The sequence below is a fragment of the Arthrobacter sp. Z1-9 genome (assembly GCF_054792695.1).
On the sequence record NZ_CP096457.1, the window covers coordinates 187,958 to 202,800 of the forward strand.

A 14,843-nucleotide genomic window follows, 5' to 3' on the forward strand; every position below is an offset into this window, starting at 1 on the left:
ACCGTTGATTCCTGTTTCTGATTTTTCCTGATGCTGGTGTCAGCGCAAGGCCGGGGCCGCGGGTGCGGTTTCCTGTGCCATGCGGGTGAGCGCGCTGGCCGAGGCTGTGGTCATCTCGGAGGGCACTCCCAGGTCCGACAGGTAGCTTGCGGTGTCCTGCATTTCCTTGGAACGGCGCAGCGCGTGCTTGGCGGTACCGGTGAGGAACCTGTCTATGACCGCCTGGCCGTCCCCTGCGAGCTGCCGGGCGATCTGGCCCCGGATCCAGTCCTCCAGGCCGGCGGCCCTGCCCGCGGTGACCGCTTCGACGACGACCGAAGCGAGGCCTTTCATGAGGACGCTGCGGAGCAGTTTATGAGCCATCGCAGCGCCGGGCTCGCCCTCTGCGACCTCGACCTCGGCACCGAGCGGGGCCAGGAGGTCAGCGACCACCTGGGAGCCGGGGCCGCTGACCATCAACGGCGTCTTCTCCCCCAGCGCGGCAACGGGTCCAAGGATGGCGACGTCGGCAAAGTCTGCCTGGCTTGGCAACTGTCCGAGTTCACGCATGACGTCCGGGGACGATGAGGTGAAGTCTGCGTAGGTGCTGCCTGCTCCCAGTACGGGCAGGCATTCCTGGGCTACGCTGCGGGCAGCAGCCGCTCCGGTAAGAACCAGGACCACGTCGGCTCCGGCACATGCTTCGGCTGCCGTTGCTGCCCGGGTGACACCGGCGGGTGTTGAGGGAGCCACCGGATCAAATCCGGTGACGGTGTGGCCCTTTGCGATGAGTGCTGTTGCATAGGTGGCTCCGGCTTCGCCGAGGCCAATGATGGCGCATGCTGTCATTGTCTTGTGTCTTTCTTGCTTTAGCGGCGGGCTGCGACGATGGCTTGCCGGCGGTTCGTTTCATCCGCGAATACCGCTTCTGCGGCTTCGGCTACGGCTGCTGCCTGTTCACGGGGAATGACCACCAGACCGTCCGAGTCGCCGATGATGACGTCACCGGGCAGGACGGGGACACCGCCGAAAGCGACCGGTGTCCCCAGCCGGAAGGGACCGTTCTTGTAGGGTCCGGCCGGTGTGGTGGCGCGGGCGAAGACCGGCATGCCGATCTCGCCGAGGGCTTCCGCGTCCCGGGCTGCCCCGTCCAGGGCGAATCCTGCGATGCCGAGGTTGATAGCCCGTTCGCCGATGAGTTCGCCCAGGAGAGCACGCGACTCGTCACCGCCGCCCGCGACGACGATGACATCGCCGGGGCGGGCGCGTTCCAGGGCCTTGTGGATGCCCTGGTTATCTCCCGGCCGCGTCCACACGGTAAAGGCGGGGCCTGCCAGCTGGGCGCCGGGCCAGACCGCCTGGATCGCCGAGTGGGCGACACCCAGCCGGTCAACGGCATCCCCGATATTGGCAGCGGGAAGTTTGGCCAGGCGCTCCACGACGTCCTTATCGGGGCGGGGAAAGTCGGCGTCGATGGTGTCAAGGGCTGGGGTGGTCATGAGTGTTCTTCCGTTCCGGTTGGCTTAGAGGGGTTAGTCAGTCTTCTGAACCAGGGGCAGGACTTTCTTGAAGTCCTCTTCCTGACCTGCCCAGAACTGCTTGTAGTCCTCACCGTTGAGGTAGGCGGTCTGCAGGCCCAGGTCGTTCATCTTCTGGACTACGGTTGGGTCCTCGACGGCCTTCTGGATGGCGGCTTCAAGCTTGTCCGCTACCGCGTCCGGCAGCCCGGCGGGTGCTGAGTAGCCGCGTGCGGTGCCTGCGATGAGGTCGTAGCCGGCTTCCTTGAACGTCGGAACGTCCGGCAGCGACGGTGCTTTTTCGGCGGACATGACGCCAAGGACACGTGCTTTGCCCTGCTTGGTCAGGTCGGTCACGTCGCTGACGTTGGCCACGAGGATGTCAACGTGCTTGCCCAGGAACGCGGTGGTGGCCTGGGAGGCGCCTTCGGAGAAGTGGACGGGGGCGAACTCGGCGCCGGTGGCTTCCTGGATCTGGGCCATGGCGAAGTGTTCGCCGGTCTGCAGGCCCGTGGTGCTGGCCGTCATCGACTTGGGGTTTGCCTTGGCGGCGTCCAGGAGGTCCTTCAGCGTCTGATAAGGGCTGTCCGGCTGGACGGCGATGACGGTGGGGTCAATGACCTGCCGGCCGAGGGGCTGGAAGCTGTCGCGGGTGTATTTGGCGCCCCGGGCAGGGTCCAGGGGTGAGACGACAACGGAAGGGGAGCCGGTGGCGCCGATGGTGTAGCCGTCAGGTGCGGCGCTGGTCAGCTGGGTGTAGCCGATCTGGCCGCCTGCGCCGGGCTTGTTGATGACCTCGACGTTGGTGCCGAGTTCCTTTTCCAGGACCGGCTGGATCAGCCTGGCCGCGGTGTCGACGGCGCCGCCGGAGGAGAACGCGACGACCAGGTCGATGGACTTGCCCTTTTTCGGGAAGTCGTCGGCGGCAGTGTTCCTGGAGCCGGCGTTGGCGCCGCAGCCGGTGACGGCGATAAGGGTTGCTGCTGCGAACGCGGCGGCGATACGGGGGCGGGTGATCATGGTTCTTCTCCTTTGAAGGTGCAGATTCTTGGGGTAGTTGTCGGTTTAGGTTTCGGGGTCTTCGTTCAGCGCTTTGGGCTTACGTAGTTTGAGCAGCGGGCTGAAGACGATGAGGAGTCCGAGTCCGATGAGGACTGCGGAGATGGGGCGGCTGGTGAAGATGCTGAAGTCGCCCTGGGAGATTTCGAGCGATTCGCGCAGTGAACGCTCCATGAGGGGCCCGAGGACCAGGGTCAGCACCATCGGGGCCAGCGGAATGTCCAGGTGCCGCAGTGCCAGTCCGAGGAGTCCGAAGCCGATCATGACGAAGACGTCAAAGACGCTGAAGTTGATCGTGTAGGCGCCGATGACCATAAAGAGCAGGATCAGGGCGGTCAGGATCGAGTAGGGTACCCGCAGGATTGAGGTCCACAGCCCGACCAGTGGGACGTTCAGGACCAGCAGGATCAGGTTGCCGATGAAGAGGCTGGCGATGATCGCCCACGCGATTTCCGAGTTTTCCGTGAACAGCGTCGGGCCCGGGGTCAGGCCCTGCTGGAGGAAGGCTCCCATCAGCACAGCGATTGTCGGGGACGCCGGGATGCCGAGCGTGAACAGCGGGATCAGTGCAGCGTTCGCGTGGGAGTTGTTGGCCGTTTCGGGACCTGCAACGCCCTCGATGGCGCCCTTGCCGAGTTCATTACGGTGGCGCGAGAACTTCTTTTCCGCGCCGTAGGCCAGCAGGGAGGACACCGACCCGGTCATGCCGGGGATCAGGCCAAGGCCGAAGCCGATGCCGGTACCGCGGGCCATGGCCGGGGCGCTCCGGCGCCATTCCTTGCCCGTGGGAAGCAGCGAACGAAGGTTCGGGGCGTGCACGCTGGGGGTGGTGGTGCCCTTGCGGTAGGACAGCAGTTCCGAGAGCCCGAAGACACCAACGATCACGGCGACGAAGCTGACGCCGTCCAGGAGCCGGTCCATCCCGAAGGTGAAACGCGGGGCCCCGGCAACAGGGTCAATGCCGACCATGGAAATCAGCAGGCCCAGGGCCCCGGAGATAACGGCTTTGACCATCGACTTGCCGGCCAGGGCAACGAGCAGGGATATGCCGACCACCATCAGGGCGAAGAATTCCGGTGGTCCGACGAGCAACCCCAGTTCGCCAAGCGGTTTGGCCGCGGCGACCAAACCGACCGTCGCTATCGTTCCCCCGACAAAGGACCCGACGGCGGCGATGGTCAATGCAGCACCTGCTTTGCCCATCTTCGTCATCGCGTAGCCATCGATGGTGGTGATCGCTGAGGCAGCCTCACCGGGAGTGTTCAGCAGCACGCTGGTGATCGTTCCGCCGTAGGCGGTGCCGTAGAAGATGGCACACAGCATGATGATCGCCCCGGTCGCATCCAGGTTCAGCGTCAGGGGGATCAGCAGGGCAACACCGGCGACCGGGCCGATGCCGGGAAGGACGCCGATGATGGTGCCCAGGAGGCAGCCCAGGAAGGCGAAGAGCAGATTCTGCCAGGTCATGGCAGCCGCGAAGCCGCCGAGCAGTTCGTTAAAGATTTCCACGTCTAGAATCCGATCGTGTTCAGCAGGGGGAAGGCAGATACCGGCAGCGAAACGTTCAGCCCGTAGTTGAAGGCATAGAACGCGCCGATGCTTCCGGCCAGGGCGATGATCAACGAGGAAACCCACGACCTGCGGCTGCGCAGTTTCAGGTGGTACATCAGAAACAGGAACATGCTCAGCTGAAACCCGAGCAGGTCCATCACGGCCGCGAGGAGTGCCAGGCTCACGACGACGGCGATCACCAGTCCCCTGTCCACGCCTTCTGCAGTCTCAGTGGGCCGGCGCAGTTCCTGAACCAGCCAGATGAGCGCCATGGCGGCAAGCACGGCGCCCATAGCAAAAGGAAACAATCCCGGACCCGGCCCAAGGGACGTCCACAGGCCCAGTCCGACAGAGCCGATCAGGACGTAAATTCCGACGGCCGTGAAAGCGCCGATACCCACCAGGACAGTGGGCGCAACACGGGCGGCGCGTGGCGATTCTGTCATCACTGACTCCGTTGTCATTAGTTCCTTCTTAGCTTGACTAGCTCTTTCATTGTGTGGAAGAGCATTACGTGTATAGAAATAGTGACAGGCGGCACATGAGCTGTCAAGCGCAAGGGAATTACATACAATGAAAGTATGAAGACGGCAGCATTACCGGGTCCAGCAGCACCGGCGGAAGACGCGCCCAAGGCCTCGAACATGAGGTCCCTGTCCAGGGCTATGGAGGTGTACGCGGAACTGCAGCGCGCCGAAAGGCCGCAGCGGCTCAGTGACCTGGCCCGGGCCTGCGGCATGAGCCTGCCAACAACCCTGAGGATCCTCCGGGTCCTTCAGGACTTCGGCATGGTCAGCCAGACCGACAAGTCCTACCGGATCGGCCCTGCCGTGCTGCCGGCAGCGAGGAGTTACCTGGAAAACGACCCGCTCGTCGTCTCCTCGCGCCCCATCCTGCAGCAGCTGGCCACCCAGACCGGGCTCACGGCCTCCCTGTACACCCGGCTTGGTTATGAGCGGATCCTGGTCGCCCGCGTCGACGGCGAGGCACCCCTTCGCTATGACCTCCCGCTTGGTAAGCGGCTGCCCCTCACGCTGGGCGCGGCGGGGAAAATTCTTCTTGCTTCCGCCCCCGTTGAGGAGCTCCAGCAGGTCGTGGCTGCGGCGATCGCCGCCGGACATGAAGACACGTCCTTCACGGTTGAGGCCTTGCGGGCCCGGCTGCCCGAACCGGGCGCTGATTACGCCTTCTCATCTGATGAGCGCGCGACACGGGTGCATTCCGTTGCAGTAGCCCTCTCGAACAGGGCAGCACTGCCCAGCGAATCCATATCCCTCACCAGCCCCGTTGAAGCTGCCACCGAGGCAACCCTCAAAGCAGGGGTCCCGGAACTGCGGCGCGCGGCCGGCAGATTATCCGAACTGCTTGAGGGTTCCGTCTACTAAGGCACCCCTGACGGCTGACAAGTGATGCCGCACCTGGCTGGCGTAACTGTTGGAAATGGTTGACATAAACTCCGCCGCTATGCCACGATTTCCACCAAATGTAAGTTCCTTTCATTCTGTGGAATACGCAGTTTGCAGTGACGATGGAGTCAAGAATGGCAAAGCCAGTGAACCAAGCAAGAGCCGCCAGCACGGGGGAACGCCCTGCCGCTCAAACCGCTGAGGTGGCGGCAAAATGACGCTTGCTCTGGGAAATGACGTAAAGGTCAAGCGGGACGATTTGCCGAACAAATCCGCCGGGCACGTCATCGTGGACACCCTGGTGGCCCATGGCATCAAACGGGCCCACGTCGTCCCGGGTGAAAGCTTCCTGGATGTCCTTGACGGGCTTCACGACTCCCCTATCGAGACAATTGTCTGCCGCCACGAGGGCGGCGCGACCTACATGGCCGAAGCCGACGGCAAGATGAACCAACTGCCGGGCATCGCCATGGTCACCCGCGGCCCGGGTGCAGCGAACGCCCATGTCGGCCTGCACACGGCCTGGCAGGATTCGACCCCCATGGTGCTGTTCGTGGGACTCATTCCTTTCGCACACCGGGACCGCGAAGCCTTCCAGGAATTCGACATCAAAGCCTGGTTCGACACCGGCGCCAAACGCGTCATGGTCCTGGACCACGCCGAGCGGGCCTCCGAAATCGTCGCCGAAGCCCTGTTCGCTGCCATGAACGGCCGACCCGGCCCCGTTGTCATCGGCCTGCCCGAAGACGTCATCCGGCAGCAGATCCCCGCTGAACTTCACCCGCCCATCCCCGTCGCCACCGGCGGCATGACCACGGTGGATTCCGAGGCCCTGGCAACGGCCCTCGCCGCCTCCAGTAAGCCGCTCTTCGTCACCGGCGGCAACGACTGGACACAGGAAGGCGCTGACCGGTTCACCGCGTGGCTGGAAAAGCACCACATCCCTGCCGCGGCGGAGTGGCGCACCCAGGGCACCGTCCCGTTCGACTCCCCGTCCTACGTCGGCCCCATCGGTTACGGGCGCCCGCGCCCGACCTATGACCTGCTCGAAGAGACGGACCTGCTGATCTTTGTCGGCACCGTCCCGGGAGATGTCATCACCGACGGGTTCCTGTGCCGCCAGGACTGGTCCAAGAAAAACTTCCTCGTCACCATCGACCCCTCCCTCCGCGGCCGGTCTGGGCCTGTCTCCTACCAGATCGTCGCCAAACCCGACGTGTTCATCCGCGACCTTGCCAAGATCGAGCTCCCGGTCAAGGACGAATGGAAAGCCTGGACGGCAAGGATGCGCGGCGAACAGGAAACCTTCGCAACCCTCCCCCCGGCGACGCCGACGAACGGTCCTGCCCGCATGGACACCCTGATGGCCACCCTCGTGCCCACCCTGCCCGAGGACGCCATGATCACCCTTGGCGCCGGGGAGCACACCAACTGGGCCCACCGCTACTTCCCCACCCAGCGCTACGCTTCAATGATCAGTGCACGCAACGGCTCCATGGGCTACTCCGTCCCCTCCGCCATCGCAGCGTCCCTGGAATACCCCGGCCGGAGCATCGTCACCATCGCCGGGGACGGCGAATTCCTCATGAACGGCCAGGAACTCGCCACCGCAGCCCAGTACGGTGCCACTCCCCTGGTGATCGTGATGGACAACCAGGAATACGGCACCATCCGCACCCACCAGGAACGCCACTACCCCCACCGGGTCTCCGGAACCCAGCTGAAAAACCCCGAGTTCGCGCTGATGGCCCAGGCCTTCGGCGGCTTCGGCATCAAAGTCGAACAGGACGCCGATGTCCCCGCCGCCGTCCAAGCCGCGCTCAAAGCCATCGACGAAGACCACGTCTTCGCGCTCATTCACCTCGTGGTCGAGCAACGCGTCAAGGCCTACTAAGCACAGACCTGAGCATCGCCGACCAAAGCCCGAAGTCTTGAACGGAAGTAGTAGAAGATGACTGTCCCCGCATTGAAGGAAATGGAATTACTGGACTCGGTTCCCACCGGCCTGTTGATTGGCGGGCAGTGGCGGGAGGCGTCAGACGGCGGCACGTTCGACGTGCACGACCCCGCCACCGGGGAAGTGCTCGCCACCCTCGCCTCCGCCACAAGCGAGGACGCCATCGCCGCACTCGACGCCGCGGACGCCGTGCAGGCCTCCTGGGCGCGGACCGCCCCGAGGGCGCGGGCCGAGATCCTTCGCCGTGCCTTTGATCTGGTCACCGAACGCGCTGAGGACTTCGCCCTGCTGATGACCCTGGAAATGGGCAAGCCCCTGGCCGAGGCCCGCGGCGAAGTCACCTACGGCGCCGAGTTCCTGCGCTGGTTCTCCGAAGAGGCCGTCCGGGACTACGGCCGCTACCTCACCACCCCGGAGGGCAAAAACAAGATTCTGGTTCAGCACAAACCGGTCGGCCCGTGCCTGCTCATCACGCCGTGGAACTTCCCCCTGGCCATGGCCACCCGCAAGGTCGCCCCCGCCGTCGCCGCAGGCTGCACGATGGTCCTCAAACCGGCCAAGCTCACCCCGCTCACGGCGCAGTACTTCGCGCAGACCATGCTCGACGCCGGCCTGCCCGCCGGAGTGCTGAACGTCGTCTCCTCGTCCAGCGCTTCCGGGATTTCCGGGCCGCTGCTGAAGGACTCCCGGCTGCGGAAAGTTTCTTTCACCGGCTCCACCCCGGTGGGCAAACGGCTTATGGCGGACGCGGCGCAGAACGTGCTGCGGACCTCGATGGAACTCGGCGGGAACGCCCCCTTCATCGTCTTCGAGGACGCGGATCTCGACGCCGCCGTGGAAGGGGCCATGGCCGCCAAAATGCGGAACATGGGCGAAGCCTGCACCGCCGCCAACCGCTTCCTCGTCCACGAAGCCGTGGCACAGGAGTTCACGAAGAAGTTTGCCGCTGTCATGGGCGCCCTGGCCACAGGCCGCGGCACCGACCCCGCCACCCAGGTGGGTCCGCTGATCGATGCCGGCGCCAGGGATGACGTCCACGCCCTGGTGGCTGCAGCCGTGGACGCCGGAGCAACAGCGGTCACCGGTGGCGCGCCCGTGGACGGACCCGGCTACTTCTACCAGCCCACCGTCCTCGCCGACGTGCCCAATGATGCGGCGATCCTGGGCCAGGAAATCTTCGGACCCGTCGCCCCCGTCACCACCTTCACCACAGAGGAAGACGCGATCCGCCTCGCGAACGCCTCCGAGTACGGGCTCGCGTCCTACCTTTACAGCCGCGACCTCAACCGGCTGCTGAGGGTGGCGGAGCAGATCGAGTTTGGCATGGTGGGGTTCAACGCCGGCGTTATCTCCAACGCCGCGGCCCCCTTCGGCGGCGTCAAACAATCCGGCCTCGGCCGCGAAGGCGGCACCGAAGGCATCGCCGAATACACCACCACCCAATACATCGGCATCGCCGACCCCTACGCGAGCTAGCAGCATCCGAACGTGCCTGCCGCCCCTCCGGGGGGCGGCAGGCACTCTCTGTTAATTGAACGGCCGCCGCTAGCCAGGCAAAGCGGAACTACCCATCAGCTTGCACCAGACCTACTCGACTCAAGGGATTTTTGGACATCGATGAAGGAAATATGCCGTGTTGAAGTACACCCCATCCTGACGTCAAAACCGCCTGACAAGGGAGGATTACGCCTGTGGGCGGAGTTCCTGCTTCCTCAGTGGCTCGTCCAGCCACGGCATGTGGCATAACCACCCCCTGCCCCGAACGGACTTCATCAAGTCCAGATTCTTTGGACTATTTCGACGATTCTCGAGCTACCCCACCCTGTTTCCTTCCCCTCCGACTGTCAGGCTGGGATCTGAGAACATCATGAGCCACCGTCAATAAACGGAATTTCACACTATTCTGACGCCAGCACACGAAGCGGCGGGTGCCGCCCGAGTGATAAGAAGCTGAGGACCAGGGCGAATAGTCCGCTCCCCCGCCGCTCCTCGCCCTAGCTTGACGGAATATCCGTTATCGGCTCCTCTAATGGGCAGGGGAGCGCCTACAAAAGGGCGGCTTAGAGGAGCGCATGTCCGCCGGGTAGTTCGACGGCTCCGCCAGTGTCTGAGCGTTCAAACGACTGGCACCATGTCTTTTTGTGCTTCGGTGTCGAACTCGTCGTGGCGGTCGCCCGGCCGGGGCAGGATGACGGAATATCCTTATCGACTTTCAAAAAAGTGCTCTCAACAGGTCACCAGACGACTTTATGAACTACTGATCCGTCACCATGAAAGATCAGGATTCGGCTTTGGCCGTCAATCCAGACCCAGAAGTACGTTGCGTCCTCGCTTACGATGTCCACAGTGCCGTGCTCTGGTTCGAAACGGTACCGTTTGACGATGACTCGGTCGGCCGGGTTTAGGTGGACCCAGTTGTGATAGTCAAGGGGGGTGGCTTTGGTCGCGAGCGTCATGAAGCTTGCCGTTTTGGTGTCCCCGTTCATGAGGTTCCTTCCGATGTGAAGCTTTCAGCATTACCTGTGTTCGCTTGAGCGGCGTTGGCAGGATTGGATTGGAGAGAAAAGCGGGGGTGTGCATCACAAATGCACACCCCCCGTTCGGTCACCTTTGGTTCTGTCCCAAGTGCGCAAGTCTGCCAAGGCAGTCCGCAGTTGGGCTGTAGTCAGCCGAGGCCCGGGATCAGCAGCACTTTGCAGGCATCCCCGGTGAGCAGCTCTACGGCTTCGTCGATCTGGCTGAGCTTCTTGCGGTGGGTGATGAGCCAGTCGAGTTCAGAACGTAAGTTCCGGGCCCTGTCACCACCGCCGTTGTATCCTCCAGGTCCGCATCCTGCTCAATTGTTCAGAAGATGCGCCACGAGCGTGATGTCCTAAGCGCTTGCCTCCTCGTGAGGGGAGGGTCGCAATCCTTATTGTCCGTTGGTCTTCGTGGAACCAGAAGGGGACCATAAAGGAGTTTCGATGGGGGAGAAATCTGTATCCAAGTCATCAAGGCGCTTCATTCGGGCACCTTGGCGGGAGGTGAGTGTCGAGTCGGGTAGGGGCGTGGTAAAGACGTTCTCTATAAGCGTGTACTCCGCTGCCAACCGGCCTAGTGGGGAAAGCGCCGCGGTATCGATACGGCCTCGCTCCAGGTAAAGGTCGTCGCGGATATGGAACCGCACGATTTCACCCCAGACCACGTGGTCGGTCTGCCCCACGGGGATGATCCGATTGACTGTGCATTCATAGGCGATGGGAGCGGAGGCTATCCGGGGCGTTGAAATCACCTCGCACTCCCCCTTCTCAAGGCCCAGGATGTCGAACTCGTCCTGTTCTGAGCCATACTCTTGGGCAGATCGGTGGACGGCGTCCGAATTGGCGAGCGTTGCCATGTTTACGACAAATTCCCCGGTGTCGCGGATGTTGTTAAATGTGTCCTTGAGGGTAGCGCCGTCAGAGCGTGGCTGCATGGTGATCGAGATCATCGGCGGCCGTCGCCCGACTGCAGTAAAGAACGATATGGGTGCGATATTGCCAACCCCGTCGAGGGACTGGGTGCTCACCCAAGCGATTGGGCGGGGCACGATAGAACCGATGAGCAGCTTGTACGCTGCCGTTGCGGACAGCGTGTCTGAGGAGATGATCATGGGGGCGGATCCTGGGAGTTGTTTGGCCCTTCACATGGAAGGAAGTGGAGGTTCTGAGGCTGACCTGTCCGCACGCAGGCGGGAAGTGAGTCGAGCCGTGGGTCAGGTTTTACGTTGATTGTCCGGATGCTGATGCTCTGTTGGTTTGGCAGAGGGGTTTTGACCCTGTACCCGCGAACATTGCCCTGAGGCCTTGAGTAGGGTCTGGTTCAACAGCAGGAGTGGTGTGAGGTCGTCAATTTATATCCGCCTGTCACTGCCCCGCCCCTCATGCGTAGCGAGCGTCGTATCTCGCGCTGTTGGCTAACTTGCACGTTACCGTCGGTACCTTTAACGGCATGGGGTGCTGGTCGTTGTGCTTGTTCACCACCAGCACCCCTGGATGTAAGTGGGAGGGTTGTGGCTAGCCGTGGTTGGGCGCAGGGGCGTTAAGAGTTTCCCGGAGCAACTTTTTATTGAACTTCCCGACTGAGGTTCGTGGTATTTCTTGGGTGAAGATCCACTGATCCGGGACCCAGAATTTGGGGAAGGCCTCTGCGACGTATTGCCTCAATGACTGGACACTCGGCGGTTCACCTTTGGCAACGATGATTGCAGCGGGCCGTTCCTGCCACTTTTTGTCATCCACTGCGATGACTGCTGCTTCCCGCACGCCGGGGTGTCCGGCGAGGTGTGCTTCTAACGCTACCGACGAGATCCATTCGCCGCCCGATTTAATGATGTCCTTGATGCGGTCGGTGTACGTGACGTAGCCATCGGAAGAGATTGTGGCTATGTCACCTGTTGCGAGCCATCCATCGGCGTTGAGAGCGTCGCCATGTCCATTGAGATAGCCCTTGGCTACCCAGGGTCCCCGAAGCTGGAGCTCCCCCGCGGTTTTCCCATCCTTGGGAAGTGGTTCCCCGTGTTCATTGACGATTCGGCTTTGAACACCAATAAGGAACTGTCCCTGCGTGCGTTGATAAGGGGACACGGTCTCGTAGTCAAAACCCTTGGGGGGCATCCCGGATGTCATGGTGGATGAAGTTTCTGTCATGCCGCATCCGTGAAGCACGGCGACGTGGTGCTTGACCTGCCACCAGTTGATCAACCGGTCCGGGACCATCGCACCTCCCGAGGAGATCCGCGTGAGTGAGGAGATGTCGTACGGGCGGCTGCTGTCGGAGTCATAAGTATGGGCTATGTCGCCCCAGATTGTAGGAACTCCCGCCCCGAAGGTCGGCTTCAGCTTCTCTATCACCTCCAATAGCGGCAGTGCCTGGTTGGATCGGTTCGTCAGGATGACGTTGCTGCCAACCATGAGGGCTGAATAGAGAATGTTCCACCCCATGACGTGGAACATCGGGACGGCAGGCAGGATGGTGTCCTGGTTGGAAAGCCCAAATTGAGCACCGCTGGTGTTCAAGAGGGACTGCAGCCAGATGGAGCGGTGGCTGTACACGACGCCTTTCGGATTTCCTGTCGTTCCGGAGGTGTAGCAGATGGCCGCCGCTGACCGCTCCGGCACACGCACCCATTCGGAAAGAGGGTCGTTGGTGATGATCATGTCCTCATACCGAAGGACCTGGACGCCCGCGGCAGCCACCTGCTTCAGGTAGACGGCGGCATCCGGCTCCTCGTCCTGACCGTTTTGGTAATGGATAACGGTTCGGACGTTCTTTGTCATGGGCAGGCAACCGGCAAGGGTCTCCAGGAGCGTGTCGTCCACAATGATCGTCGACGTGCCGGCATCGGTGATGCACCAGGCGAGTTGTTCAGCGCTAAACCTCGGATTCAGCGTATGGAGAACTGCCCCCATGCTGGGCACTGCCAAATAGCATTCCAAATGTTCCGGTGTGTTCCAGGCGAGAGTCCCTACCCTGTCTCCGGTGTCTACACCAATGGATTTGAGTGCCGCGGCCAGGCGTGCGGATCTGTCGGTGACGGACGCAAAAGTGGTTTCCTCGACGCCGCTTCCGTGTAGCGTGAACACCTTGCTGGTCCCGAACTTTTCTGCCCCGTGCTCAAGGATGTCCGCGATACTAAGTTCGACATCTTGCATCGTTGATTTCATGCTGCTCCCGCTCAAGGTCGACGAGGATGACCGCGTCAAAATGGACGTGTCCCTACCGCTTGAGCGAAAGGCCCATGATCTCGGCCGCACGGTGTGGAGCGGCCACGGTGCGTCCGAGGGATTCCACGATCGTTTTCATGGTGTTGAAGACATCCAGATTCGATTCAATGCGATCCGTGCGGTGGGGCCACATGTAGTACGTGTCCTCCATGCCTACACGGACGTGCAGACCCATCAGCACCGCAAGCGTTGCCAGGTGCAGTGAAGCCCGCCCCGCGGCGCAGACCATGATCACGCCCTCAGGGTCGACGTCGCGGATCGCTTCAACAATACGGGTGAGTCCTGAAATCATTTGGCGCGAATTGTCCATTGGGCTTCCACCCGGAAGGGCAGGCAGAACCAGCCACACGGCAGGTGTTGAAACAAGACCACTGCGGATCAGCAGCCGATCTGCGATGTTGACGTCGGCATCGGTGTAAACGGCAATCTCGGGGGTGCTGCCGGCTTCCCTGATCAGTCGCGCCTTCTCAAGAATCACCGGCGCAGGCTTCGCAAAAAGTGAGTCCCCGATGTAGGTTGCGGTGGTGTTGATCGGCGCAGCATCAAGCAGGCCCAGGTCGAGCATCTCAACCATTTTCTCCCACTCGCCCTCGAGGGCGGGCACCAAACATCCATCAACCGGAAGCCCCGGAAATTCTTCATGAAGGGGTTCCGCGACCTTGCGGAAGAGTTCAGGGGAAAGTACGTTGTATCCCTCTTCGTCCCGAACATGCAGATGCACCGTACTGGCTCCTGCTGCAGCTACCTCCCGTGCAGATTCCAGAATCTCTGACGAACTGATTGGCTGGTTGGGGTTCTCATTTTTGCTGAAGAAAGCGCCGGTGATGGCCACGGAAACAATGGTTTCCTCGGGAATGTCGGTCCACGGTTCGGAAGTGGGCGCATCGTGAAAGGACGACCCTTCCAGATCCATGATCTTGGGAAGACCGTAAGGACGCCAGATCATCTTGTTTTTCTCTCGTGCCACTCCCCGTTGTACCCGGTCCCAATCGATGTTTCCCATGATGCTCCTCTTCTGTTCGTCCGAACGCCCCCGGACTATCCAGGGCTGCTGTGGCTTCTTCTGAGCTATCCGGCCATTCCCGAGCGGTCGTGCCCGGGTCGACTTTCGATCAGCTGGGCGGCAGTAGCAGCTGGTCCGTGATTTCCGCCACACCTGCCAAAAGGAGCATATGCGCCTATTTTCCGAGTGTCAAACCTTTTTTGGCATCGGGCGCCAGTATCGGCACGTAAGGTCTTCGCGGGTAACCGAGGGCTTAGTCCTGTCTGCCAGCCCGCCAAGGGGAGCAATTGGTGTCATTGAGGCCCCACCTGGCGGCATCCTTCGCCAAATCATTGAGGCCCGCCGGGAGCCGGCAGACTCCACGCCACTGTCCTGCCAAGCTCCGGCATCCGGACAATTCTCCGGCGCGGGCATGTCGCGCACGGATCTGATCTGAAGCGGACGCTTCCACCGCACCGCACCTGACATCAGCTCCCGGACCAGCCCGTCAGCCTTCCGTTACGGTGTCCGCGGCCGCCCGTAAACGCGCCGGACCCCTATCAGGCCGGATTCGTGGACGTGGGCCTCGGTTGCCTTGTGGTCCGGAAGCCGAAACCAGCGCGCTGGTGTCGGCTTCCGGGGTGCTTG

At 62.2% G+C, this 14,843-nt stretch carries 12 protein-coding genes and 1 pseudogene; 3 read left to right on the plus strand and 10 right to left on the minus strand.

The features are described from left to right. Positions 1-39: 39 nt before the first annotated feature. The 5 genes from M1D93_RS20895 to M1D93_RS20915 are packed head-to-tail and all read right to left on the minus strand — an operon-like array spanning position 40 to position 4,570. Positions 40-828, minus strand: a complete 789-nt coding sequence (locus M1D93_RS20895) for an NAD(P)-dependent oxidoreductase (protein WP_461175160.1) — start codon at positions 826-828, stop codon at positions 40-42. A gap of 20 nt (positions 829-848) precedes the next feature. Continuing rightward, positions 849-1,478 carry an RraA family protein gene (locus M1D93_RS20900; protein ID WP_461175161.1) on the minus strand — a complete coding sequence of 210 codons (630 nt, stop codon included), beginning with the start codon at positions 1,476-1,478 and terminating at the stop codon, positions 849-851. Between the two features lie 33 nt (positions 1,479-1,511). Further along, positions 1,512-2,516 carry a tripartite tricarboxylate transporter substrate binding protein gene (locus tag M1D93_RS20905; RefSeq protein WP_461175162.1) on the minus strand — a complete coding sequence of 335 codons (1,005 nt, stop codon included), beginning with the start codon at positions 2,514-2,516 and terminating at the stop codon, positions 1,512-1,514. 45 nt (positions 2,517-2,561) lie between these two features. After that, entirely contained in the window at positions 2,562-4,064 is a 1,503-nt protein-coding gene (locus tag M1D93_RS20910; RefSeq protein WP_461175163.1) for a tripartite tricarboxylate transporter permease, read from the minus strand. Between the two features lie 2 nt (positions 4,065-4,066). Next, positions 4,067-4,570 carry a tripartite tricarboxylate transporter TctB family protein gene (locus M1D93_RS20915; RefSeq protein WP_461175164.1) on the minus strand — a complete coding sequence of 168 codons (504 nt, stop codon included), beginning with the start codon at positions 4,568-4,570 and terminating at the stop codon, positions 4,067-4,069. A 180-nt stretch (positions 4,571-4,750) separates the two neighbouring features. On the opposite strand from M1D93_RS20915, the gene M1D93_RS20920 reads away from it, so the two are divergent. The 3 genes from M1D93_RS20920 (at position 4,751) to M1D93_RS20930 (ending at position 8,945) form a co-directional block, all read left to right on the plus strand. After that, a complete protein-coding gene (locus tag M1D93_RS20920; RefSeq protein ID WP_461175338.1) occupies positions 4,751-5,491 on the plus strand; it encodes an IclR family transcriptional regulator in 741 nt (246 codons plus the stop codon). Between the two features lie 235 nt (positions 5,492-5,726). Next, positions 5,727-7,406, plus strand: a complete 1,680-nt coding sequence (locus M1D93_RS20925) for a thiamine pyrophosphate-dependent enzyme (protein ID WP_461175165.1) — start codon at positions 5,727-5,729, stop codon at positions 7,404-7,406. A gap of 57 nt (positions 7,407-7,463) precedes the next feature. After that, positions 7,464-8,945, plus strand: coding sequence for an NAD-dependent succinate-semialdehyde dehydrogenase (locus M1D93_RS20930; RefSeq protein ID WP_461175166.1), 1,482 nt, complete (start codon positions 7,464-7,466; stop codon positions 8,943-8,945). A gap of 758 nt (positions 8,946-9,703) precedes the next feature. Here M1D93_RS20930 and M1D93_RS20935 read toward each other — a convergent pair. The 5 genes and pseudogenes from M1D93_RS20935 to M1D93_RS20955 all read right to left on the minus strand — a co-directional run bounded on the left by M1D93_RS20935 (position 9,704) and on the right by M1D93_RS20955 (position 14,216). Beyond that, positions 9,704-9,955, minus strand: coding sequence for a hypothetical protein (locus M1D93_RS20935; protein WP_461175167.1), 252 nt, complete (start codon positions 9,953-9,955; stop codon positions 9,704-9,706). A 179-nt stretch (positions 9,956-10,134) separates the two neighbouring features. Beyond that, a pseudogene (locus tag M1D93_RS20940) lies at positions 10,135-10,245 on the minus strand (L-threonine 3-dehydrogenase); the annotation flags it as partial. Positions 10,246-10,380: 135 nt separating this feature from the next. After that, positions 10,381-11,100, minus strand: a complete 720-nt coding sequence (locus M1D93_RS20945) for a flavin reductase family protein (RefSeq protein WP_461175168.1) — start codon at positions 11,098-11,100, stop codon at positions 10,381-10,383. A gap of 403 nt (positions 11,101-11,503) precedes the next feature. Beyond that, positions 11,504-13,153: a long-chain-fatty-acid--CoA ligase gene (locus tag M1D93_RS20950; protein ID WP_461175169.1), complete on the minus strand. Its 1,650-nt coding sequence runs from the start codon at positions 13,151-13,153 to the stop codon at positions 11,504-11,506. 52 nt (positions 13,154-13,205) lie between these two features. Continuing rightward, the gene (locus M1D93_RS20955) at positions 13,206-14,216 is read right to left on the minus strand and encodes a 3-keto-5-aminohexanoate cleavage protein (protein ID WP_461175170.1); all 1,011 of its coding nucleotides are present in this window, start codon (positions 14,214-14,216) and stop codon (positions 13,206-13,208) included. Positions 14,217-14,843 lie beyond the last annotated feature (627 nt).